This is a genomic window from Empedobacter sp. UBA7620, assembly GCF_002484185.1.
Taxonomy (GTDB): Bacteria; Bacteroidota; Bacteroidia; order Flavobacteriales; family Weeksellaceae; genus Empedobacter; species Empedobacter falsenii_C.
In genome coordinates this window covers 1-23,513 of record NZ_DLJI01000043.1, presented here as the reverse complement: position 1 = coordinate 23,513, position 23,513 = coordinate 1, and the positions used below count along the sequence as shown (strand labels likewise).

At 30.3% G+C, this 23,513-nt stretch carries 24 protein-coding genes and 1 tRNA gene; 10 read left to right on the top strand and 15 right to left on the bottom strand.

Translation table 11 applies throughout. The annotated features are described in order from the left end of the window. Nucleotides 1-57 precede the first annotated feature (57 nt). From B2217_RS11370 to B2217_RS11360, 3 genes are all read right to left on the bottom strand, one after another. Nucleotides 58-2,469 (bottom strand): T9SS type A sorting domain-containing protein, encoded by a 2,412-nt coding sequence (locus tag B2217_RS11370; RefSeq protein ID WP_280046168.1) that lies wholly within the window; start codon nt 2,467-2,469, stop codon nt 58-60. Between the two features lie 17 nt (nt 2,470-2,486). Beyond that, a complete protein-coding gene (locus B2217_RS11365; RefSeq protein ID WP_280046167.1) occupies nt 2,487-5,198 on the bottom strand; it encodes a M36 family metallopeptidase in 2,712 nt (903 codons plus the stop codon). A gap of 406 nt (nt 5,199-5,604) precedes the next feature. Beyond that, nucleotides 5,605-5,982 carry a GreA/GreB family elongation factor gene (locus B2217_RS11360; RefSeq protein ID WP_038334079.1) on the bottom strand — a complete coding sequence of 126 codons (378 nt, stop codon included), beginning with the start codon at nt 5,980-5,982 and terminating at the stop codon, nt 5,605-5,607. Between the two features lie 531 nt (nt 5,983-6,513). On the opposite strand from B2217_RS11360, the gene B2217_RS11355 reads away from it, so the two are divergent. From B2217_RS11355 to B2217_RS11330, 6 genes are all read left to right on the top strand, one after another. After that, nucleotides 6,514-6,828 carry a hypothetical protein gene (locus tag B2217_RS11355; RefSeq protein WP_280046166.1) on the top strand — a complete coding sequence of 105 codons (315 nt, stop codon included), beginning with the start codon at nt 6,514-6,516 and terminating at the stop codon, nt 6,826-6,828. A 91-nt stretch (nt 6,829-6,919) separates the two neighbouring features. Next, on the top strand, nt 6,920-7,267 hold the full coding sequence (locus B2217_RS11350) for a hypothetical protein (RefSeq protein WP_280046165.1): 348 nt from the start codon (nt 6,920-6,922) through the stop codon (nt 7,265-7,267). 84 nt (nt 7,268-7,351) lie between these two features. Further along, entirely contained in the window at nt 7,352-8,194 is an 843-nt protein-coding gene (locus B2217_RS11345) for an MbnP family protein (RefSeq protein ID WP_291122607.1), read from the top strand. A gap of 44 nt (nt 8,195-8,238) precedes the next feature. Next, complete coding sequence (locus tag B2217_RS11340) at nt 8,239-9,279, top strand: cytochrome-c peroxidase (RefSeq protein WP_291122605.1); 1,041 nt, start codon at nt 8,239-8,241, stop codon at nt 9,277-9,279. Nucleotides 9,280-9,289: 10 nt separating this feature from the next. Continuing rightward, nucleotides 9,290-10,255: a hypothetical protein gene (locus B2217_RS11335; protein WP_291122603.1), complete on the top strand. Its 966-nt coding sequence runs from the start codon at nt 9,290-9,292 to the stop codon at nt 10,253-10,255. Between the two features lie 2 nt (nt 10,256-10,257). Next, a complete protein-coding gene (locus B2217_RS11330) occupies nt 10,258-10,485 on the top strand; it encodes a YHS domain-containing protein (protein WP_038334051.1) in 228 nt (75 codons plus the stop codon). Between the two features lie 70 nt (nt 10,486-10,555). On the opposite strand, the gene B2217_RS11325 is transcribed toward B2217_RS11330, so the two are convergent. The 7 genes from B2217_RS11325 to B2217_RS11295 all read right to left on the bottom strand — a co-directional run bounded on the left by B2217_RS11325 (nt 10,556) and on the right by B2217_RS11295 (nt 15,377). Next, nucleotides 10,556-10,864: a thioredoxin family protein gene (locus B2217_RS11325; RefSeq protein WP_180906039.1), complete on the bottom strand. Its 309-nt coding sequence runs from the start codon at nt 10,862-10,864 to the stop codon at nt 10,556-10,558. 24 nt (nt 10,865-10,888) lie between these two features. Continuing rightward, nucleotides 10,889-11,158 carry a rhodanese-like domain-containing protein gene (locus tag B2217_RS11320; RefSeq protein WP_244958012.1) on the bottom strand — a complete coding sequence of 90 codons (270 nt, stop codon included), beginning with the start codon at nt 11,156-11,158 and terminating at the stop codon, nt 10,889-10,891. Nucleotides 11,159-11,183: 25 nt separating this feature from the next. Then, entirely contained in the window at nt 11,184-12,578 is a 1,395-nt protein-coding gene (locus B2217_RS11315; protein WP_180906037.1) for an MBL fold metallo-hydrolase, read from the bottom strand. A gap of 114 nt (nt 12,579-12,692) precedes the next feature. Beyond that, nucleotides 12,693-13,610, bottom strand: a complete 918-nt coding sequence (locus B2217_RS11310) for a YeiH family protein (protein ID WP_038334035.1) — start codon at nt 13,608-13,610, stop codon at nt 12,693-12,695. 168 nt (nt 13,611-13,778) lie between these two features. Next, complete coding sequence (locus B2217_RS11305) at nt 13,779-14,408, bottom strand: Crp/Fnr family transcriptional regulator (RefSeq protein ID WP_038334031.1); 630 nt, start codon at nt 14,406-14,408, stop codon at nt 13,779-13,781. Nucleotides 14,409-14,410: 2 nt separating this feature from the next. Then, nucleotides 14,411-14,824 (bottom strand): YeeE/YedE family protein, encoded by a 414-nt coding sequence (locus B2217_RS11300; protein ID WP_135836085.1) that lies wholly within the window; start codon nt 14,822-14,824, stop codon nt 14,411-14,413. Between the two features lie 4 nt (nt 14,825-14,828). Continuing rightward, nucleotides 14,829-15,377, bottom strand: a complete 549-nt coding sequence (locus B2217_RS11295) for a YeeE/YedE family protein (protein WP_038334022.1) — start codon at nt 15,375-15,377, stop codon at nt 14,829-14,831. A gap of 128 nt (nt 15,378-15,505) precedes the next feature. Here B2217_RS11295 and B2217_RS11290 point away from each other — a divergent pair, with 128 nt between their 5' ends. Both B2217_RS11290 and lysA read left to right on the top strand, forming a co-directional pair. Next, complete coding sequence (locus B2217_RS11290; RefSeq protein ID WP_180906036.1) at nt 15,506-16,639, top strand: MBL fold metallo-hydrolase; 1,134 nt, start codon at nt 15,506-15,508, stop codon at nt 16,637-16,639. A gap of 162 nt (nt 16,640-16,801) precedes the next feature. Continuing rightward, on the top strand, nt 16,802-18,013 hold the full coding sequence (gene lysA, locus B2217_RS11285; RefSeq protein WP_180906035.1) for a diaminopimelate decarboxylase: 1,212 nt from the start codon (nt 16,802-16,804) through the stop codon (nt 18,011-18,013). A gap of 61 nt (nt 18,014-18,074) precedes the next feature. Here lysA and B2217_RS11280 read toward each other — a convergent pair whose 3' ends face one another. Then, complete coding sequence (locus tag B2217_RS11280; protein ID WP_180906034.1) at nt 18,075-18,413, bottom strand: hypothetical protein; 339 nt, start codon at nt 18,411-18,413, stop codon at nt 18,075-18,077. Between the two features lie 253 nt (nt 18,414-18,666). Here B2217_RS11280 and B2217_RS11275 point away from each other — a divergent pair, with 253 nt between their 5' ends. Beyond that, a complete protein-coding gene (locus tag B2217_RS11275) occupies nt 18,667-19,047 on the top strand; it encodes a hypothetical protein (protein WP_180906033.1) in 381 nt (126 codons plus the stop codon). On the opposite strand, the gene B2217_RS11270 is transcribed toward B2217_RS11275, so the two are convergent. The 4 genes from B2217_RS11270 to B2217_RS11255 all read right to left on the bottom strand — a co-directional run bounded on the left by B2217_RS11270 (nt 19,034) and on the right by B2217_RS11255 (nt 23,204). Beyond that, nucleotides 19,034-19,729, bottom strand: a complete 696-nt coding sequence (locus B2217_RS11270; RefSeq protein WP_135836030.1) for a potassium channel family protein — start codon at nt 19,727-19,729, stop codon at nt 19,034-19,036. The two genes, B2217_RS11275 and B2217_RS11270, sit on opposite strands and share 14 nt — an antisense overlap. A gap of 9 nt (nt 19,730-19,738) precedes the next feature. Continuing rightward, entirely contained in the window at nt 19,739-21,211 is a 1,473-nt protein-coding gene (locus tag B2217_RS11265) for a TrkH family potassium uptake protein (RefSeq protein WP_244958011.1), read from the bottom strand. Nucleotides 21,212-21,564: 353 nt separating this feature from the next. Then, nucleotides 21,565-22,740 carry an MFS transporter gene (locus B2217_RS11260; RefSeq protein ID WP_180906031.1) on the bottom strand — a complete coding sequence of 392 codons (1,176 nt, stop codon included), beginning with the start codon at nt 22,738-22,740 and terminating at the stop codon, nt 21,565-21,567. Nucleotides 22,741-22,781: 41 nt separating this feature from the next. Beyond that, nucleotides 22,782-23,204, bottom strand: coding sequence for a GNAT family N-acetyltransferase (locus B2217_RS11255; RefSeq protein WP_180906030.1), 423 nt, complete (start codon nt 23,202-23,204; stop codon nt 22,782-22,784). 177 nt (nt 23,205-23,381) lie between these two features. Here B2217_RS11255 and B2217_RS11250 point away from each other — a divergent pair. Further along, nucleotides 23,382-23,466, top strand: a tRNA-Ser gene (locus B2217_RS11250). Nucleotides 23,467-23,513: the final 47 nt, after the last annotated feature.

Sequence of the window (23,513 nt, the reverse complement as noted above, 5' to 3'; positions counted from 1 at the left end):
CGAGCATTTGCTCGGTTTTATCAATTAACAATATTCTTAACAACAAGAAACTTATTTCTATTTTTTGATAAGTTTTTGAGTTTCTACATTACCTTTTTCGTCTAAAATTCTAATTAAATAAACGCCGGTATTCAAGTGTCCTAAATTTAAATTTGTCTTTTTCAAATTAACATCTTGAGAATTCACTTTTAATCCTGCCATGTTAAATACCTCTACAGATTTTATCAAATTAACTGATTCTATCGTTACTTGGTTTGTAAACGGATTTGGAGATATTCTTGTTTTTGTTAACTTTTCTTGATCATTTGTAGCTAAACTACTACATGTAGAAATTAACTTATAAACTATCTCAGAATTATATGAACTCCACATATCATTTGGTATAACAGGCGGTATTGCCTTCATTACAAAAGCCTTAGGGAAACTCCCTATCGTCACATCTACATTAGGATTTACATCCCAAAAACCTAAATTCTGTACTTCACTAAATGATAACCAATATTTACTCGCTATATCTCCATCTATTGTTACAGGTTTGTCAAAAGTGATAGAGATCTTTTTCTTTATCAACAATATCGAAAGCTGATCAGAAGGAATATAGACTGTTTGAAGATTTACTGTATCTAATTTTTCAATTCCTATTGGCAACACATTTTTATCTTCATCTTTATTTATTGGTTGATCTGCATCTAAATTCGCTGATAATAAATTCAACTTCATTGTTGGTAATTCATCTTTAGGAATTGTTCCATCCATTGACAATCCCATAAACCAACCATCTATTTCAATTCCAGAAACAGTTAGTTTTTTTCCTTTTTCCGCTACAATATCTATTGCTGTTTCTGATGTTGCCATACCTTCAATAGTAGGCAATGACATATCAGCTATTTTTGGTGTTTCTGGAATGACTTGATTACATGCATTGTTAAGACATTCAGCTTTTAACTGGTATACTGCTTCTAAATTAGTAGAAATCGTCCATTTTCCTTGATTATCTGTTGAATTTTTACTGGCTAATTTCGTTGCTACTGCAAAATTTGAATTCACTTCTAGTGTTTGAGCATCAGTTACTAATTTCAACCATTTTTTAATTGAAGTTGTAGTTTCTAGTGCATTTAAATCAATCGGTTTATCAAAATCAATATCATATTGGTAACTTGGCTTACCATTTATTGTTCCAAGAGATGTTTTGGAAATAATTTTTCCGACAATTTTTGAAACTAATGTAGAAGGCAAACCGTTCGTATCTTCTAACAACTCGAAATCAACCTTACTTGCATCTCCTTGTAAATTAATTTTCAATCCAGTAATTTTAGAAGATCTTCCTCCGTAAGCATTAATATCAAATGCTATTTCTTGATTTTTCGTTCCGTTTAATTCTTTCGTCAAATTAAAGTCTACCGAAGGTATGCCCAAATTACAAGGTTCGTTAATTGGGTTCTTGTTCATATTCATTACAAAAATTGTGACATCTGTTTTATCAGTTGACGCATCGCAATTTTCATTTCCATGCAAGTATAATCTAACAGTACCAGTTAACGTACTTTTCCAATTAAATGCCCCTTCTATAGATGTAAGATTTGTGTTCGTTTTTAAATCTTTCAAAGAAAGATAAGCATTCTTAACAGATGGTTCAAAAGTATAATCGTTTCCTTCGTAAACAAAAATATCAACATAACTTCCTAAGCTAACATTTTTCAGAAAAGTATCTTGAACATTATTAGTAGGAATAAATGTACCTTGATATGCAGCCCCATTTGGAGTATTTGTACAAACTTTAGGCGGAACTAAACTAATCGTATAATCTTCTACTTGACCGTATACAGATCCTAAATCACATGCTGTTTTAGGATGAAGCGCCGACTTATAATCAGTTTGTCTTTTCAAAATACGCATTCTTGTTTCTCCTAAAGTAGCATCTTGAGGAATAGTTATCGTTTGCGAAACAGATTTACCATCTACACCATTCGAATTAAATAATAACTCATCCACATTAATAATTTCTCTACTATTAATTTGATCATCATTTGAAATCCTTCCAAAAATTCCATCCTTATTATAATCAATCATGATAGTAAAAGAACTGTAGTAAGCTCCTTTTGTATCACCTTGAAAACTTAATGTATATTTTGATGTTAGTCCCAGCTCAGCTGGTTTAACAGTTGTAAAATCTTCATAACCAATAGCTGTATTGTTTGCACTTACATGATCTAATAATGTATTGATTGAAGTCTTAATACTAACCCTTGTAATCTCTTCTGGAGATGAAATCTCAGCTGGTGTACAATATGTTAAGTTTAATTTATTTTGAAAGGATTGAGATAATGCTTTTTGAACAATAGGACTCTCTATCTTGATAGGTTTAGTTGCTTGATCTAACCAACTTTCTAATGCTTTAGATGATAATTGTTGACCAAACATACTTCCTCCTAAAAGAGATAAAAAAAGAATATTTAGATGTTTTTTCATATTATTAGATTTAGTCATTATTTCTTGATGATTTTTTTCGTTACGACTTCTTTATCAGTATATAATTTTAAGATATATAAACCAGCAGATAAACTATCAGTAGATACACTACTTACTTGACCATCTTTTTTTACAGATCCAGAATTTATTACACGTCCAGTAACATCTATAATTTCATATTTCTCTACATTATCTTTCGAATTGATATATACTAAATCTTTTACGGGATTAGGATATATACTCACCGTATTCGCTTCTAAATCATCCGTTCCTAATCTTGCACATGTTGGTGGTAAATCAAAGGCTTCTTTCCCGTCACTTCTTAATAATGGATCTCCTTGATCTGCGCTATAACCCAATCCTCTTTTAGCAAAAGCTTCCCATATTAAACATTGATTTTCTCCTTTATTCAATACAACATCTGCCATTAAAATACCATCACGTCCATCTACAAATCCTGGATTTGCTTTTTGCATTTTAATTCCTTCTAAAACCAAGTCAAGAGCCATATTATTACCACCTGTATTTGATTTGAAATCTGGATTAAATCCATATTTAGCAATCAATTTCCAGTGCATTTCCCAAAGCATTAACGCCCATACATATCCTGTTGGATGTTGTTTATTCTCTCCTGCACCAATTTCTTTTAGTTTATCGTAAGTATGTGGATTTGCTTTCATGTCTGTTGTATAAGGCAATTCTCGAAGTCCTGCTCCATCAAAGGCATATTCGCCCATATTGATTAAATCTTTAGCTGTATGATAGGCTTGTTGCGTTAAATTTAAAGCGACATAATCACTCCATCCTTCACCCATACCTTCTTCACCACTAATCAATCCAGCACTTAAACGATTACTAACAGCGTGTGTATATTCGTGTAACAAAACTTGACTATCAAAATCACTATCCCTTACTCGGTATTTGAAATTTGATGAAGGCATAGTACCTACAATTTTTTCATTTTTAGAGATTGCAGTTTTTATCTTATCTCCCAAATCTTTTGAAATTCCGCCTACTGGAATTGTCAAATCAGGATTTGTTATATCCATAGATCCTGCAAAATCTCCTACGGTATTATTAATCACTATTATTCCTGCAGGATTATATGTTTTAATATTGTCTACTTTTACACCAAAAGAACATGAACCTCTATTTACTAAAGCAAATTTTCCGTTCAGTTGATCTCCATTAACAACAGATTCACAGCCGTCTTGAGAATCAGTACCTGTATTATCATTAATTAAAACCATCTCAGCACTAACAGGAGTAGATTTTCCAAAAACAAAACCTGCGTTATTACCAGTAGCACCTTTATAAATACCTTTCAAATCACCATCTTTTATTTCTAAAATACCTGCACCTTCAGCCAATGTATCAAATGTAAAAAACATGGTAACAGGATTTTTTCCTAAGAGTGATGAATAAGCCATTACAGCATTATTTGTTATGGTATTTGTTTTTCCTAATCCAGAAGTAGAAAAACCGATAACTCTACTCTTGTCGCCATCATTCATTTGAAAACTCCCTGCTTTCGGATTAAACCCGTGATAATGTAAAATATCGTGAATAGAATTCATTGAATAAAACATTTGTGTTGAAGCTGCTTCTGTATAATTTAACGGATCATAACTCATTGAATTACCAGGTATAGGAAAATCAAACAAAAGTTTTTCCCCTCCATATGCTTCATTTTTTACAAATTGATCTCCTGCTGCTATTAAAAGTTGAAAAATTCCAAAAACAATATCACTGAATTCTCCATCTTTATCATAGCCAACCTGCATATTATTTCCTACAGTATGATATTTTGTTAGGCTTGAATTTCTTGCTGCTGCCTCTGGAATTAATTTGTGCCAACCTTCTTTAGAAGCTACTGGATCATAAGTATTTGTTAGTAACTTAAAATCTGATTTCAAAGGACTTTGCTGTGTAGCAGGGATTACGCGGTAAGTAGCATTTAAGGGTGCATCTGCCAATAAACTAGACTCTTCTGATGGTGAATAAGTTGCATATGCTTTTTCTATCCATTTAAAATCCTCTGGATTGTTGTGATAAACATTTTGTTTTGAAGCCGTAGCGTCAAAATTACAACTATTAATAATAGATTTTTTAGCTAAAAGTTGACCAGTGTTTGCATCAATAATGGTTTCGTAAACACGTTCAAGTTTATCTATATGATCATTATTTTTGATTTCAGCTAATGTAACCCAAGCTAATTTTATTGTTCCATTATCATTGTAATAATTTAAAAAACTTGGAGAATCTTTAAGAAAAGCTACATATTCTTTATCTTCATAAGTTTTAGCTGATTTTTTAAATTCAGCAGTTATATTTTTAGGATCAATTTCAATGTACTGCTTCCCTAAAGATTTTGCTAAACCTAATACTGCTTGATCAATTGTTAATTTCGGAGTTACTGTTAAAGTATTATCAACTATAGCATTAACAAAATTTTCATTATGATTAATAACTTTTCCTTGTTGAACGTGAAAAGTACCGCTAGTCCCATAAACGGGAATTCCATTAATTGTTTGTTGAATCTTCACATAGTCTCCTACATTATTTCCAACAACATTTTCAGTAACTACAGTATAATCAAACTGTGAGTTAATTGTACCTTTTCTTTGTGTTTGATTCAAAAAATCATCAACAACTTGCACCGGCGATTGAGCAAAAACGGAAGCTGATGATAAACTAAGAAGAAGGAGTAAAAAGTAATTTTTTCTCATGTTTATAATATTTTTAGACTTCATCAAATTGATAACATTTGATTTATCTAAAATTAACATTATACTTACATCAATTTAACTCCTTTTAATTCTTGTCTACAAAAAGTGACAAATTGTAGACAAGAATTAAATAATTAAAAACTTAAATAACAATCAGTTGCGTAAAAATATTAAAATACTCATCAATAATTACATAGACTTATTGTAGACATTCAATCAGTTATATTTTCGGAAAAAATGAAACAAATATGATAGTGATAAATCAATATTTCTTTAAAAAACATAATAAATATCATAGAAAATAAAATTGTAACGATTGTCTACCAATGTAGAATCTATTCATAAAATATTCAAAATAAAAAAACCGAGCTAATGCTCGGTTTTTTTATTATGCTTTTTGTACAAATTATGATACTGCTTCTACATTCAGAATTTCATATTTTTTTGTACCATCATTTGCTGGCCATTCAATTACATCTCCAATTTTATAACCAATTGTTGCTAAACCTTCGTCCATTAAAATAGAATGACGATTCTTTTTCGGTTTTGCCTTTTCTGGGCTAACAAAATTTAATTGATATTCTTGATTAGAATTTAATTCTTTTATTGTTACTTTTTTTCCTACAGTTACAATATTATCTGCCAAATCTCTTCTCAAAATTTGTTCTGCATGACGCAATTCTTTTGTCAAGATATTTTCTTGTTCTGCTGTTACTTTTTTTCTTCTTAAATGGTCTTTAATTAAATCGTATAATCCTGTTGTTAAAATAATATTTGTTGTCATTTTGATAAATTCTTAGTTAAACTTTCAATCATTCTAAGAGGATTTCCTAAGACTCAAATATCAAATGACCGAAAATAAAATTCGCTAAAATTTGATACAAATCTCCTTACAGAAAATTGAAAATAATTGATAATTGAAAAAAAATAGAAGGTTCCCTGTCTCGAGTCGTAACAGGGATTAGTTGATAAACTCTTTCGAGCTTCTTAAGAAAGTATCATCATGCAAATATGCCAACGACAAAAACAACCACGATTGGTTGTTTCTTCTATAGATGTCGATAAAATTTGCCATAAATTGATCCTAAAATGATTAATTCAAAGTTACGATATCTTTCTCAATCTAAAAAATATAAACCTTTTAAGATTATTTCATTAATGTCATTTCAATAAAAAGTAACTTAAATTTAATTTCTGAAAAAACTGATAATCTTCATTTTCAAAATAAATAAAAACTGTCTAATTTTATAAAAATTTTAAGGAATTGAAATCTTACCTTTTCATACTAACTGTTGTTCTAATAACTTGTAGACCATTGCTACCAGTTATTGACTATTTAGTGAATTATGATAAGATTTCTAAAGAATATTGTGTTAATATAGAACGTCCAGAATTATTGTGTAATGGCGTTTGTTATCTGAAAGAACAGATTTCCAAGACTGTTAGTGATGAACAAAATGATGATAATAAAATTCAAGTTTCTTTACGCACAATTGATTATTTTATCTATCAACCTACCTTCGAAATTAATACATCTAACTTTACAAAATCTATTGAAAAAATATCGACTTTCGAATTAGCTTTCGAGACTCAATATCAATTAGATCAACAACTTCAGCCTCCTATTTGATAAATAGCCCATATTTATCAAATTATTATCTCATTAACATTTAATCAAGTTGACATTTCATATAAGATTTGTCAAAAGTTTCAATTGTTTATTGATTGCATTGTTCGTGCTTTTAATTGGTTTTCGATCATTAATTCCTTTTACTGTATTCATTAGTACTCAGGAGAAGATTATTGATAAATATTGTATCAATAAAGAGCGACCAGAAATGCAATGTAATGGAAAGTGTTATTTATCGAAGCAACTAAAAGAAACAGAACAAGAATCTGATTCGGTTTTAGTAAAGAATATTCGATTTGCAGAAATTTATATACATTTCGAATACTTAGATATTCCATTTATTCAAGATTTTATTGTAAAAATAAAACATCGATTCTTTTGGCAATCATCCTATTCTATCGATTGGGTTTTTAAATATCTAAAACCTCCAATTGTTTAATTAATAGAACAAATATCCAGTATTGGAGAACAATAATTGTTTTCCAACAGCATTTTTATTCAAAAAAATTAAACAATTATTACAATGAAAACAATCAAATATTTTTTAAACTTATCATTTATCGCATTACTTACTTTATTTACTTCCTGCAACAACGATGATGATTTCTCTGAAATTAAATCAACTGAAACAGGTAAAATTCAATTAAAGTTTGAAAATGGATTTGATAATTTGGGAGGAATTGTTTTAGATCAAACAACGCAAACCTCATCAAACGGACAAAAACATAAATTAACAACATTAAAATATATCATTTCTAACATCACATTAATTGATGAAAAAGGAAATGAATTTGATTATCATAAAAACGATCCAGACAAAGGCGCTTTTGTTATTAATCAAGATTCTGCAATAGCTAATGTCGTTTATTTAAATTTGGATAATATTCCTCAAAATAAATATACAAAAGTACGTTTCGGACTTGGTGTTTCTCAGAAAGCTTATTTATTAGGCCAGACTGGACAAGCTACTTTTTGGGAAAAAGCAAAGAAAAATGGAATGACTTGGTCTTGGGCTGCTGGTTATGTTCTCTTTAAAATAGAAGGTTTTTATGGCAAAACTACTACAGACACTTTCTTCTTAACTCATACTGGAAATATGGGAGATATTAACAAAAATAATGTTCAAGATTTATATAGAGAAGTAACATTAGATTTACCTACATCTGCACGAGTAACTTCTAAGATTAAGCCATCTATTCATATTATGGCAAATTTGAATACTTATTTAAGTGGTGATCATAAATTGATATTAGATGAGTCGAACAATAATATTATGGGATCTTCCAATTTTGCTCAATTGGTAACAGAAAACATACAAAATATGTTTCGAGTTGATCATGTACATAACGACGAAAAAAATCAATAAAGTTTATAGCGGTGTTTATAAAACACCGCATAATTCTACAAACAATGAATAAAATAATAACAATTATATTCAGTTTATACATCTTGTTAAGTTGTAACGATGATGATATTGATTATGGACAAATCGTTGATGAACCTTATCAATTAGAAATTCCTTCTTATTTTCCTAAAATAACATTTGATACAGATAAATATCCGTTAACTAAGAATGGTGTTGAGCTAGGAAAAAAACTATTTTATGAAGGTCGATTATCTAGAAATAATACTATTTCATGTGCTTTTTGCCATATTCAAGAAAATGCCTTTACTCACCACGGACATCCTGTTAGTCATGGAATTGATGATCGATTAGGAATTCGAAATGCTCCTCCTATTCAAAATTTGGCTTTTCTAAATCGATTTATGTGGGATGGCGTTATTCATGATTTAGCTCAACAACCAATTTCTCCTATTACAGCTGAAGAAGAAATGGATACAACTTTTCCCGAAATCATTAAGAAATTATCATCAAATTCTTCTTATCGAAAAATGTTTAAAAATGCTTTTGGAGATGATAAAATCGATGCAAATCGTATTCTCAGTGCATTAGGACAGTTTATGGTTTCAGTTGTATCAAAAGATTCTAAATATGATCAATATTTAAGGAAAGAGACAAATTTAACCGAAACCGAAAAAAAAGGTTTACAACTTTTTCAACAGAAATGTTCAAGTTGTCATAAAGGAACACTTTTTACAGATGAGTCTTTTCGAAATACAGGAATGTATTATAATAAACAATACAAAGATGGAGGTTTATATCGTGTCACATTAGATTCGACTGACTTTATGAAGTTTAGAGTTCCAAGTTTAAGAAATATTGAAATGACCAAACCTTATATGCACGATGGTCGATTCTATAGTTTAGAAGCTGTTTTGAATTTTTATTCAGAAGGTGTACAAAATGATAAAAATTTGGATTCTCAACTCAAACAAAATAATCGAATTGGAATTCCTATGACAGAAGAAGAAAAAAAGGCAATTATCTCTTTTCTAAATACATTAACTGATTACTCATTTATTAATAACCCTGCTTATGCAGAATTTTAAATCTATCCAAATGAAATTATATATCAATTTATTTTTCGTTATATTATTTACACCCATTTCATTATTTGCACATACAGATAATGATTCTATTGTAATCTCTCATTTATATGATTTAGAATTAGATTGTGATGCTTGCGGTTGTTCTGCAACTTCAACCTCAAATGGAATTGAAAATCTTATAAATTCAAATTTCGTTGGTATTCGTTATCTACATCAATCTTATAAAGCTAAAGAAGATGCTTTTTCTAATAAAAGAACACAAAAGCAACAATTCAATACCATTCAATTATGGGCAAGAATTCCAATAAATAATAGAATTGACATCAATGCTAGCATTCCTTACCATTTTCATAATAAAGAAGGTAAAAACTCTTCTTCTATTTCTGGTATTGGAGATTTAAATATGATGGGAATAGTTAAAGTTATTAAATCAAATACAAATTCTAACGAGCTAAAACATGGATTAAGTGCTGCAATAGGTTTAAAAATTCCAATCGCAAAATTTAATCAAGCAAATGCTGAAACAACCAATCCAAGTTTTCAATTAGGTACAGGAAGTTGGGATACTCAGTTTGCAATAAATTACCAATTAGCTTATAAGAATTCGACTTTACAATTAGTAACAGACTATAACTTGAAAGGAGAGAATAAAAAGAAATACAAATTTGGAGATCAATGGAATCAATTAATTCAATTACAACATCTTTTCATTAACAATGAATTAAAATTACTTGGAAAAGTCGGTTTTCAAAACGAACTTTATTATAAAAATGAACAATTTGGGGAGACGATTCCAAAATCTAAGGGAAAAGCTCAATTTGCGAAATTAGGATTAGAAACAGCTGCTCGAAAGTTTAATTTTGGTATAGAATATTTTCAACCTATACTTTCTGATTTAAATTCAGGAGAAATCGAAGTAAAAAACAGAATAGGTTTCTTTTTTAATTACAATTTATTTCAATCTAAAAATCAATAACAATGAAAAAAATATTAACATTAACATTCTTCATCATCTCTTTTTCAATTTTTGCTCAACAAAAACTAAAAGTAAAAGTTGTAAACGAGAAAGATCCTATTTGTGGAATGAATACCGCACAATTCTTAACAGATACCGCAATTTATCAAAAGAAAATTTATGGTTTTTGTAGTAAAAGCTGTAAAGTTGAATTCAAAAAAAATCCAAAAAAATACGTGAAGAAAAAGTAAGAATAAGGAAATAATTTGACAGTAGTTGCACTTGAATCTAAGAAGAATTATTAAGTAACTACTGTCTTTTTTATATCAAAAATTGTTTTACAATTTCCTGTAAATCATCTTCAAACTTTACTCCATAATGTTTCCAAAGTAGCTTTCCTTGATGAAAAAGCATCAAAGTTGGTACACCATTTACTTGATACATTGCATCAAATTGAATAGTACTTACTTTGTCTTTATCTACATCTATTTTTATAATTTCTACATTATCAGGAAATTTTTCTTTCAAATTTTCTAAAAACTGAAATTGTAATTGACATGGAGCACACCAATTTGCATAAAAATCAATCAAATAATAATTATTTCCTTGTATTTTATCCAATAAATCCATTTTAAAATTTAGATATTATTACACTTATTTTATTGTTTGCCAAGGACCGCCGTTTATTGCATCAAATCCATTTTTATTTAAAATTGTTACTGCTTGCGCACTACGAGCTCCACTTCTACAAACTGTTACAATTTTTTTGCTTGGTAATTCCTTTAATCTTACTTCTAATTCTTGCAACGGAATATTCACCGCATCTGCATGATGTCCCGCCAAAAACTCTGCTTTTGTACGAACATCCAACAATAAAGCACCTTCTTGTAGATAATTTTCTACATTCGAATTTGATGTCAACATTTTTAAAATCTTTTTAAAAAACATATTATTTAACTAATGGTTTTTGATTCAATTTCCAGTCAGCAATTCCTCCACTATAATTTTCAACTTCAAAACCTTTCGATTCCAAAAAACTTTGTGCAATCGTTGCTCGATCTCCAGCTTGACAATGCAAGGCAATTTTTTTAGTTGGATCTAGTTCATTGTATCTTTTTGGTAAATAACCAACAAATATATGCTTCGCTCCTTCAATATGACCTTCTTTAAATTCTGCTTCTCCTCTAACATCTAAAATCTGAACCTCATCATTTCCAATGTAATTTTCCATTGTATCTGCATCGATCAAAATAGAAGATTGTAAAGAATTAAAATTACTCAACATATCTGTTGGAGTAATATAACCATAGACATTATCCAAACCAATTCGCATCAATTTTCGCGTCATTTCTTCTACTTCATCCTCTTCTACAATCAACACAATTGGTTCTTGATAATTTACCATCCAACCCATCCATGTATTGAACGTTTTATTGTTTTGAATATTTAATGTTCCTGGTAAATGGAATTGAGAAAAATCTGTTTTGATACGCGCATCAATCACTTTCATTCCAAAATCTTTCGCTTTTTCAAATTCGATGTATGTTAATTTAGCCCATTTCGGAACTTCGATCAATAAAGGACGTTTTGTTTTATTCAGCTTTTTCATCATTGCAAAATAAGCTGGCGCTTCGGGTTGATCTGCCAACAAATAATCAACAAATCCTTTTTCATTCGAATCAAATTGCAACGCCCAATTTCTGATTTTCTCATAACCAACCGTCGTACTTGCTACAGCACCCAAAGCTTTTCCGCAAGCAGAACCTGCTCCATGTGCTGGCCAAACTTGTAGATAATCTGGTAATGCTTGAAATTTTTTCAAGGATTCAAACATCTGCTTCGCTCCTACTTCTTTAGTACCAATTAATCCAGCTGCTTCTTCTAATAAATCTGGACGACCAATATCTCCTACAAAAACAAAATCTCCAGTAAAAATCATAACAGGTTCTTTCGTCGCAGGCGTATCTGTCAACAAAAAACTAATACTTTCTGGCGTGTGACCTGGTGTATGCATCACCTCAAAAATTAGATTTCCAACTTCTATTTTATCGCCATTTTTTAATCCGACATGTTCAAAATCGTATTGCCAATCTTCTCCGCCTTCATCAGACAAATACATCTTCGCACCTGTTACGTAAGCCAACTCTTGACTACCAGAAAGATAATCAGCATGAATATGTGTTTCGGCAATATGCGTAATTTTCAGCTTATTTTCTTCTGCTATTTTTAAGTATGTATCAATATCTCTTTTTGGATCGATTACAATTGCTTCTCCTTTTGCTTGACAACCTACAAGGTAACTTGAATGTGCCAATGACTTTTCAAAAATGTGTTGAAAAAACATATGATAATATTTTTATAGTTTAACCTTTTCTAATTTGTTGAAGCAAAGTTAAGTTGCTAAAAAACAATCGACAGTAACCAATGTTACAGACTTAAAATAGAGAGAATAAAGATTTTAAAAATAATTTAAAACCAAAACCAAAGATAAAATGGAGATAAAAATCCAAAGTAAAATTCCGTATGATAAGGTTTTAAAACCTGCTTGTTTGATGGATTGTAAGTTAATCAACGAGCCAATCATAAATAAAGCAACGACCATTAATTGTTTCGAAATTCCTTGTAAAATATGATAGACTTTTTCGCCTTGAGGAAAATAAGTAGCGATAAGCATTGTTGCTATAAAACCAATTATAAAATAAGGAAATTTGTAAGAAGAGTTCTCTTTTTTGTTGAAATAACCAATTAATAAAGCCAACGGAAAAATCCATAATGTTCGGCTCAATTTTACAGTTGTTGCAACTTCCAAAGCTTGCTCACCGTATTGTTTAGCAGCACCGACAACAGAACTTGTATCGTGAATTGCAATTGCCGACCACAAACCAAATTGATATTGCGATAACTGAAAATAATGTCCGATAAATGGAAAAACCATTAACGCAATCGCATTCAATACAAACACAACTGCCATAGCAATGGTAATTTGATTCGCTTTTGGTTGTAAAACCGAAGAAATTGTAGCAATAGCACTTCCTCCACAAATAGCAGTTCCCGAAGTAATCAGCAGCGATGTATTCTTATTGATTTTTAATAATCGGTAGAATACAAATCCTAATGTAAAAACACTTAACACAGAAATAAAAGTGAGAAAAAATCCATCTTTACTTACCGAAACTGCCTCGTGAAGATTCAAACCTAACCCTAAACCAATGATTGCAATATTCAATAATTTCTTTGAATATCGTTTTGAGATTTCCCCAAATTCATTCTGAAAAATTAAACCATAACCAATCCCTAAAAGTAACGCCACAGACGACTCTACAAAAGGAAAAAAAGTAAATAGCAATAATCCAAAATAAACTATACGGGCAATCATTTGTTTTATGAAATACAAAACAAAAGTAATTGACCGTATCAAAATAGATTGTAACATTTGTTACAAATGATATTATTTTTAGAAAAATTTTCTACTATAAGTTGTTTCAAATAAAAAAAGGAAGCTCTCTACTTGAGCTTCCTTTGTATATATTTTTTAAATAATTTCTTACTTAATCGTGATTTCGTTTCGGTTTAATTGAAGGAAACCTTCTTTTTCTAAAGCTTTCAACAAACGAGAAATAACAACACGAGAAGTATTCAGTTCATAAGCAATTTCTTGATGCGTTTTTACCACTACTTTGCCTTTATTGATACTTGCGACATCCAACAGATATTTTTTCAAACGTTCGTTCATATCGTTGAAAGCTAAATTGTCAATCGCTACCAACATTTCCTCCATTCTATTATTATAACTATCAAAAATGAAACGTCTCCACGATGGATATTTTGCCAACCATTCGTCCATTTTTACAATCGGAATCATTACCAATTCTCCATCAGTTTCAGCTACAGCACGTATTTTACTTTGTTTATCACCCAAACAACACGCCATCGTCATGGCACATGTATCTCCTTTTTCGAGAAAATACAACAACAATTCTCCTTCATCAAAATCTTCGCGCATAATCTTGATTGCACCACTCAAAAGAATTGGCATTCCTTTGATAAATTGGTTCAAATCTATCATCACATCATTCGCTTTAAATTCTATCAAAGATCCTAATTCATCAATTTCATTCAATAATTCATCTTCAAATTGATATGGATAAGTTGCTTCTATTTTCTCTTTTATCATGTTTAATGTGGGATTTTGTTTCTAATTTTTCCGTAAAGAAAAGTACCGATTAATGCACCTACAATTGTAATTAAAATTGGATAAACTCCTGCGCCTAATAACACAAATATTGGTCCAGGACAAGCGCCAACCAACGCCCAACCTAATCCGAAGAAAATTCCTCCGATCAAATAACGAGCTATTGATTTTGTTTTGGGTTGAATCACAATTTTTTCACCATCGATATCTTTTGCTTCTTTCTTTTTCATCCATTGTATTCCAATCAAACCAACAACCAAAGCCGAACCGATAAATCCGTACATGTGGAAAGATTGAAAATTGAACATTTCGAAAATACGAAACCAAGAGGCTGTTTCTGCCTTGTACATGGTCACACCAAAGATAACACCTAATATGATATAAACTAAACTTCTCATGAGATTAAAAAATTAAAGGAAACAAAACGTGAACCATCAAAAGTCCACCGATAAAAAAGCCGATAACAGCGATTAATGAAGGCAACTGCAAATCACTTAAACCCGAAATCGCATGCCCAGATGTACAACCTCCTGCGTAGCGCGTTCCGAAACCAATTAATAATCCGCCAACAAATAATAAAGCAATATTTTTAACAGACATCGTTTCGAAAATTTCGGTCGGAGAATATGCTTTTCCTGCACTTTCGAATCCCATTGTATTCAATTTTGCAATTGTAGCATCTGAAATTTCAGGAATTTGATTATCTGATAAGAAATGTACCGAAACAAAACCTCCGATTACTGCGCCAACTAAGAATAATAAATTCCATTTTTGAGCTTTCCAATCAAACGAGAAAAAATCACATGATTTTCCTCCTCCCAAAGCAGAACAAATCGTTCTGAAATTTGATGAAAACCCAAAACTTTTTCCGAAATAAATCAATAAAAGCATTACAATTGCGATTATTGGTCCGCCAATATACCATGGCCAAGGTTGTAAGATAAATTCCATTTTCTATTTTTTCTAAAACGTGTACAAAGTTGGTAAATCAAAATTAAAATGAAAGTTACAAATGTTACAGTTTACTTAAGATATATTATTTCAAAAGCAATCCAAGAATTTTATACATTTGATCATTAATGAAAAAAATCAATAAACGAAAAGTTTTTAAACGAATGCTTTACTTCCTATTAAGTTTGATTGTAATTCTTGTAATTGCAACCTTCGCTATTCTACAAATGGATACTTTTGGTGCTGATGCAACTGGAAAACGATTGGAACGAATGAAACAATCGAAGTTGTATAAAAATGGACAATTTCAAAATATTCATCACACACCTGCATTTGCAGAAGGTTTTGATACCAAAAAAGTGATGTGGGATTTTTTCTTTGGTGCGAAAAATCCAAAACTCAATCCGAAAGATTCTATTCCGCATATTCAGACGGATATCAAATCTATTGATAAATCTGAAAATGTATTTATTTGGTTGGGACATTCGTCTTATTATATTCAATTGGATGGTGTTAATTTCCTAATCGATCCTGTTTTTAGTGATTACGGTTCGCCTTTACCAATTTTCAATAAAGCATTTAAAGGAGCAAATACGTATCACGCAAAAGATTTCCCAAAGATTGATTATTTGGTTATTTCACACGATCATTACGATCACTTGGATTATGAAACAGTGAAAGAATTACGTCCAAAAGTGGAGAAAGTGATTCTTCCGCTTGGAGTTGGCGCACATTTCGAGAAGTGGAATTATCTACCAGAACAATTAATCGAAGAAGAATGGAACACAAGCGTTTCATTAAAAAATAACTTAAAAATTACTTTTACACCAGCTCGTCATTTTTCTGGTAGAAAATTTAAACGAAATACAACACTTTGGACTTCTTATGTATTGGAAACACCTACGCAAAAAATATTTTTAGGTGGTGATAGCGGTTATGATACGCATTTCAAAGAAATTGGAGAAAAATATGGTCCGTTTGATTTTGCGATTCTAGAAAATGGACAATACAACGATGCTTGGAAATACATTCATGCTTTACCAACAGATTTACCTGCGATCATTACCGATTTAAAAGCTAAACATATTATTCCTGTACATGCTGCAAAATTTGCTTTGGCAAAACATGCTTGGGACGAACCTTTGGAAAAAATTATAGAGAATGGTAAGCAAAATAAGCTCGATATTTTGACGCCTATGATTGGTGAACCACTAAATTTGAACGATTCTGTCTTTCACTTCAAAGAATGGTGGAGGGATTAAAACATTTATTACCGAATAATATTCGAAATATTTTTTAAATCTTTAAACAATATTCGAAATTATTGATTTATAATAAGTTTATTCTGAATTATCTTCAGAAAACCATTTGTATTCCGTAATTTTGGCAACTGAAATTTAACTTTAAACAAAAAAATAAACAAAATGGAACTGAATAGAGAACGTCTATTGGAATTGGTGCAAAAATATGGTGCGCCCTTGTATGTATATGATGCGAACAAAATTAGATCGCAATATGAAAAGATGACAAATGCATTTTCTACAGTCAAACGTTTAAAGTTAAATTATGCATGTAAGGCGAACACAAATCTTAATCTTTTAAAGTATTTCAAATCACTTGGTTCAGGATTGGATACGGTTTCTATTCAAGAAGTAGAATTGGGATTAATGGCGGGTTTCAAGCCTAAAGAAATCATTTATACGCCAAATGGTGTTTCGTATGCTGAAATTAAAAAAGCAATTGATTTAGGTGTTCGCATCAATATCGATAACCTTTCTGTTTTAGAAACATTTGGTCAAGATTTTCCTAAATATCCAGTTTGTGTGCGTATTAATCCACATATTATGGCAGGTGGAAATGCAAATATTTCGGTTGGACATATTGATTCAAAATTCGGAATTTCTATTCACCAATTACCACATATCAAACGTGTTGTAGAAAATACAGGTTTACATTTGGATGGTGTTCACATGCATACAGGTTCTGATATTTTAGATATTGATGTTTTCTTACAAGGAGCTGAAATTTTATTTGAAGTTGCAGCAGAATTCAAGAATTTATCTTACATCGATTTTGGATCAGGATTTAAAGTTCCTTACTATCCAGGCGCAGACGAAACAGATATTGAATATTTAGGAGAGCGTTTATCAGCTCGTTTCAATGAGTTCGAAAAAGCGTACGGAAAACCTTTGACATTAATGTTCGAGCCAGGAAAATATATGGTTTCTGAAGCAGGATCTTTCTTAGCAACTGTAAATGTTGTGAAACAAACAACTTCTACTGTTTTTGCAGGAATTGATACAGGTTTCAACCATTTAATTCGTCCAATGTTTTATAGTGCTCATCACGAAATTGAAAATATTTCAAATCCAGAAGGTCGTAGCCGTTATTACACAGTTGTGGGATATATTTGTGAAACAGATACGTTTGGATCGAATCGTAAAATAAATGAAATTAGCGAAGGAGATGTGTTGTGTTTCCACAATGCAGGAGCATATTGTTTCTCGATGGCTTCGAATTACAATTCGCGTTTCAAACCTGCGGAAGTCTTGTTAATTGACGACAAAGATTATTTAATTCGTCGTCGCGAAACAATTCAAGATTTAATCGCAACAACAGAGGATATAAAATTCTAAGCTCAGAATTTTTATATATTTTTATAGTATTTTAAAGCTCAATTCAAGGATTGGGCTTTTTTTATTTACCTAATTTCAGTGGTTTACTAAAAAACAATTCGTGTACAGTACTTCTAAATAAGTTTTGTCCGTATGTTTTTGAATCATCATATTCGTAAGAAATTCTTTCTACAACAGGTTTTAAAGGAGAAATACTTGTTGGCTGATTAATATAATTCTTCACATTATCCAAGATTAATTCATTATTCTTTTCAAGCGATAAATCTTGCGAATACTTAAAATCAAAATAACCAGATTGTTGAGCAAAATTCATCAACAATTTATTTTTAAGATTATCATTCTGAGCAACTTCTTGCGCAAAAAGAGCAATTGGAAAAAGAAAGAATAAAAGTATTTTCATTATCAATCATTTACTGTTTTAAAGTTATGAAAATATTTTAAAGATTCAATCTATCCAATTTTAAAAACTTTACAATGACATTCATCTTATGCAATTCGAGATGAATTAAATACTTTTGTCACAAAGTTAGCATATGAAAGAAAAAAAAGATAAACGAAGTGCCTCTCAAAAATTAATAGACGATGCTTTCTTCCTATTTTTGATGATTCTTGGGGCTTTTTGTGTGTTAATAATACTTGTTGTTGTCTAAAAAATGAAATTGTTTGATACTTATTTTAGTTTTTATATTCTGAGTTGGATTTTTATCAAACTTACCCGAATTTATTCCATAGAAATTGAGTATCTCAACCATTATTTAACTGATATTTTTGCGGTACCTGCTATGACGCACTTAGGAAGTTATATCATTTCGAAAATTAAATACAACAATCAAGTTTATGTTTATCCAACAAGTTATTTGGTAATTACTGCTTTTGTTTTGAGTCTTTTATTAGAATTTATTATGCCAAAATTTTCTTCGAATTATACAGCAGATATATTAGATGTTGTCTGTTATTTTATGGGAATTATTTTTTACTTAAAATTCCATAAACCACATGTATTAGAGTTTAAGAATAAGATTATTGAATATTAAATTTCTTTAAGAATTTATAAATTTCTTGATTTGCTCCATAGATTACCAATACATCATCTTTTGTAATTACTGTATTTGATGTAGGAAAACCTTGTACTTCTGGAACAATTTTATATTGACCTAAAAAACTAGCTTCTTCTTTGTTTTTAATAATTGTCATTACCAAAATATTATGTTGCTTTTTGAATTGGATTTCATCAAATGTTTTTCCAACCAATTCATTTGGTGTTACAACCTCTATAATGCTAAACTCTTTGTTTAATTCAAAAGAATCTACAACTCCTTTCACATTTAGTTTTTTTGTCCAACGTTCTGCAGATTCAGCTTCGGGTCGAATAATTTCTGTAACTCCAATTGCTTGCAAAACATTTTCGTGTAAAGAATTGATAGAACGACTAATCAAACGTTTTACATTTTTATTTTTAAAAATAGCAGTAGCCATAATATTGGCACCTTCATTTTCCCCAATACTTACAATTACAATATCTGTATTATTTAGTGGTAATTTATTAATTGATAATTCATCTGTTGCATCTAAACAAATGGTATAGGATAACTTATCTTTCAAAGCTTCAACACGTTGAATATTATTGTCAACACCGATAATTTCGTGACCAAGCTTTACCATTTTCTTACCAAGCGCCGCGCCGAAATTTCCTAAACCTATAATTATTATTTTCATAATTTTCTTTTAAATTAAAATATCATCTGATGGATAACGATAATTAGATGAAACAGTTTTCTTAAAAAAAGCCATCAAAATTGTAATCATTGAAACACGACCAATAAACATCATTGTAATGACAACAATTTTACTTGGATCTGATAATGTAGGTGTTAAATTTAATGATAAACCAACAGTAGAATAAGCTGAAAAAGCTTCGAATGCAACATCAATAAGATGTAAATGATTATCAAATTTTGTTATTAAAAATATTCCTATTCCAATGACTAAAAAAGATAAGGTCATTGTAGCAAAAGCTTTTTGTACATTGATAGGGCTTAATTCTCTTTTGTAAATTTCGATTTTATTTTTTCCGCGTGCAATATTAATAAAATTAAGAATTGCAATTGCAAAAGTACTCGTTTTAATTCCTCCTCCTGTTGATGCTGGTGAAGCACCAATCCACATTAACAAAATAACCAAAAGTATGGAAGAGAATTGTAAGTGAGAAAAATCTATATTATTAAAACCTGCTGTACGAGGCGTTATGGCGATAAATAAAGCTGAAATAAACTTTCCGAAACCTTGATGTTGTCCTAATGTAGAATAATATTCTTCGAAGAATAATATGATTGTAGAAATAATTAGTATTGTTAATGAGGTGATTAAATTAACTTTAGAACTTAATGTAAAAACCCAATTCTTACGATTATTTTTATTATGGAGAATTTTTGAAATTAATTTTCTGATTAAATAATCTGTATAACGTAGAATATTAATCAAGATAGGAAAACCTATTCCTCCTAAGAATATCAATGTGATTAGAACAGATTGAAATCCATAATTGTGAACAAAACCTTTGTTCATTAATCCATTTGGCAATGTAGAAAAACCTGCATTACAAAAAGCCGAAACTGAATGAAAAATACTAAAAAATAATTTGTCAACAATACTAATATTATAAGGTGCAATTGAAATATAAATTAATACAGCTCCTACGAATTCGATACCAAAAGTTAAATAGATAATCCTTTTTACAAAAGAAAAAACTTCACTCAAAGAATCGTTGTTTGCAATACTTCCTAATGCTATTTGATTCTCATAAGAACTATTTCCTTTGAAAAAATAAGCAATATATCCAGCAAATGTCAAAATACCTAAACCTCCTGCTTGTATTAATAACATTAAAATAAAATGACCAACAGGCGTATAAGTTATATAAGTATCAACAGAAGTTAATCCTGTTACACAAACTGCGCTCGTCGCTGTAAATAGTGCGTCTAGAAAAGAAATTGGATGATATGTTGCTTTTGGCAACATAAGTAAACAAGCTCCTCCAAAAACTAAAATAAAAAAACTGAAAATAAATAATTGGGGAGGAGTAATTACAGAACGTTTGAAATTAAGGTTAGGTGTAGCAATTTCTCTTACTAATTTTAAAACAATAGCAAATTGCAAATATTTGCTGACAAAAAACCAACTATAATCGGTTATTTGCATTTTAATGCAATAAAGAATAAATAGTATACTTACTATATCAAAAATGATGACTCGCGGAATAATTTTTTCTTTAAAATAAACATATTTAAGTATTGTTCTTAAAATTCCGACAGATAGTAGAATGATAAAAAAAATGTTTATATAAAGTTTATACTCAACAGGAAATCCAAATCCAAACATTACCAATAATGCTATAATAGCTAATGTGTACGATATTGAAAGGATTACGTTAAAAAACTTATTGTTTACTAAAATTCGAAACATATTTGTTTCATAATAATTAAAAAGGCAAATTTATAATTATGTATACTTCTTACAAGTTAATCATTACTTTTTTTTTGAAAAGCTATAAATTAGTTATTAATGTTTTTAAAGATTTTCATTCTACCAACCATAAAAACCATAATCAATCCAAAGCAAGCAAATAACGCATAAGAATATCTCAAATCAAAAGCTTCAGCAATATAACCAATCAGTGGTGGTCCCATTAAAAATCCTAAAAAAGAGATACTCGAAACCATTGCCAATGCAACGCCTGGATTTACATTTTTGTTTTTTCCCGCTACACTATAAACTGTCGGAACATTACACGCAACACCCAATCCAACCATCATAAATGCAATTGTACACACAATAAATTGAGGAAAAAATACTGAAAGCATCAAACCAGAAAACATCAAAATTCCACTAATTTGCATCACGCGTTGTTTTCCATATTTACTGATAAAATAATCACCAACGAAACGTCCTGTTGCCATCATTACCATAAAAGAAGCATAACCAACGACAACCAAATTTTGAGGTGCTTTTACGATATCTTGGAAATAAACACCACTCCAATCGAACATCGCACCTTCTGTTGCCATGCTCAAAAAACCTATAATTCCTAGTTGAACCAAAACAGTATCTGGTTTTGAAAAAATAGATTTCTTTTCCTTCGCTGGAGCTGGTGTAGAATCGACTAAATATTTTTTATTAATGAACCAGCTCAAAATAATTAAGCCATAAATAAATACAAAATGATAAAATGTATTCACATGCAAATTCATCATCAATAAACCAATCAAAGCACCTGTAAAACCAGCTATACTCCACGCACCATGAAAAGAGGACATAATCGATTTTCCATATATTTTTTCGACTTCAACTCCTTGCGTATTCACCGAAATATTGCACATGTTTCCTATTACTCCAAAGAAAAATAAGACAGCACCTAATTGATAAAAATTTTGATCCAAACCTATACAACAAAGTATTAAAGGATAAATTAAAACGACAATTCGTAAGACATTTTTACTTCCAAATTTCGCGACTAATTTTCCTGAAAGTGCCATTGTACACAATTGCCCAATTGGCATCAATAAAAGTAATGTTCCCAATTGACCTTCTGAAATTCCTAAATCTGATTTAATCGTCGGAATGCGACTTGCCCAAGACGAAAAAGCTAAACCTTGCGAAAAAAAGAAGAGTGAAACAGCGAATCGAATGCGATTCTTTTGAGTTGATGATAATTCTGTTAATGAATGCATGGCTAAAAAATATGCGACAAAGTTAAGCTTCTCTCCCGAAATTATAAACTCAAATGCAAAATAGGATAAGCTTTTCCCTCGTTATCTTTTTCAGAACGAGAAGTAACCTTAAAACCTTGGCTTAAATAAAAATCAATCGCTTGCTGATTTTGTTCATTCACATCAACCGATTTCACATTCAATTCCTGAATAGAAAAATCCAACAAAGCCTTCCCTACTCCTTTTCTTCGAAAATCATTGTGAATAAATAACATTTCAAGATTTTGTGCTGCAACACCTACAAATCCTACCAATTGATTTCCGATTTCGTAACCAAATAAGGCTACATGCGGAAAATAATTAGGTAAATTTTCTCTATAATATTCAAAATCTTCTTCTGCTAAAAAATGGTGTGTGTTACTAACCGAACTTTCCCAAATGTCTCTCAATCTCGCAAAATCTACTTCTTCAATTCTTCTAATCATGACTAAAATTAATTACAACAAAGATATAAATGACTATTTTCAAAAAAAAGAATAAAAAATATTCTATTGAGAATCATTTTGTTAAAAAATATTTTAAAAATATTTGTTTTCAGAGTTTGGAAAAACGAAAAAGCGTTCTATATTTGCACTCGCAATACCGCAATAAACTGCGTTATTGGAGAGTTGGCAGAGTGGTCGAATGCGGCAGTCTTGAAAACTGTTGAGGGTCACACCTCCGGGGGTTCGAATCCCTCACTCTCCGCAAAGACAAATGGTACCTTTGGAAGACAAAGAGTACCATTTTTTATT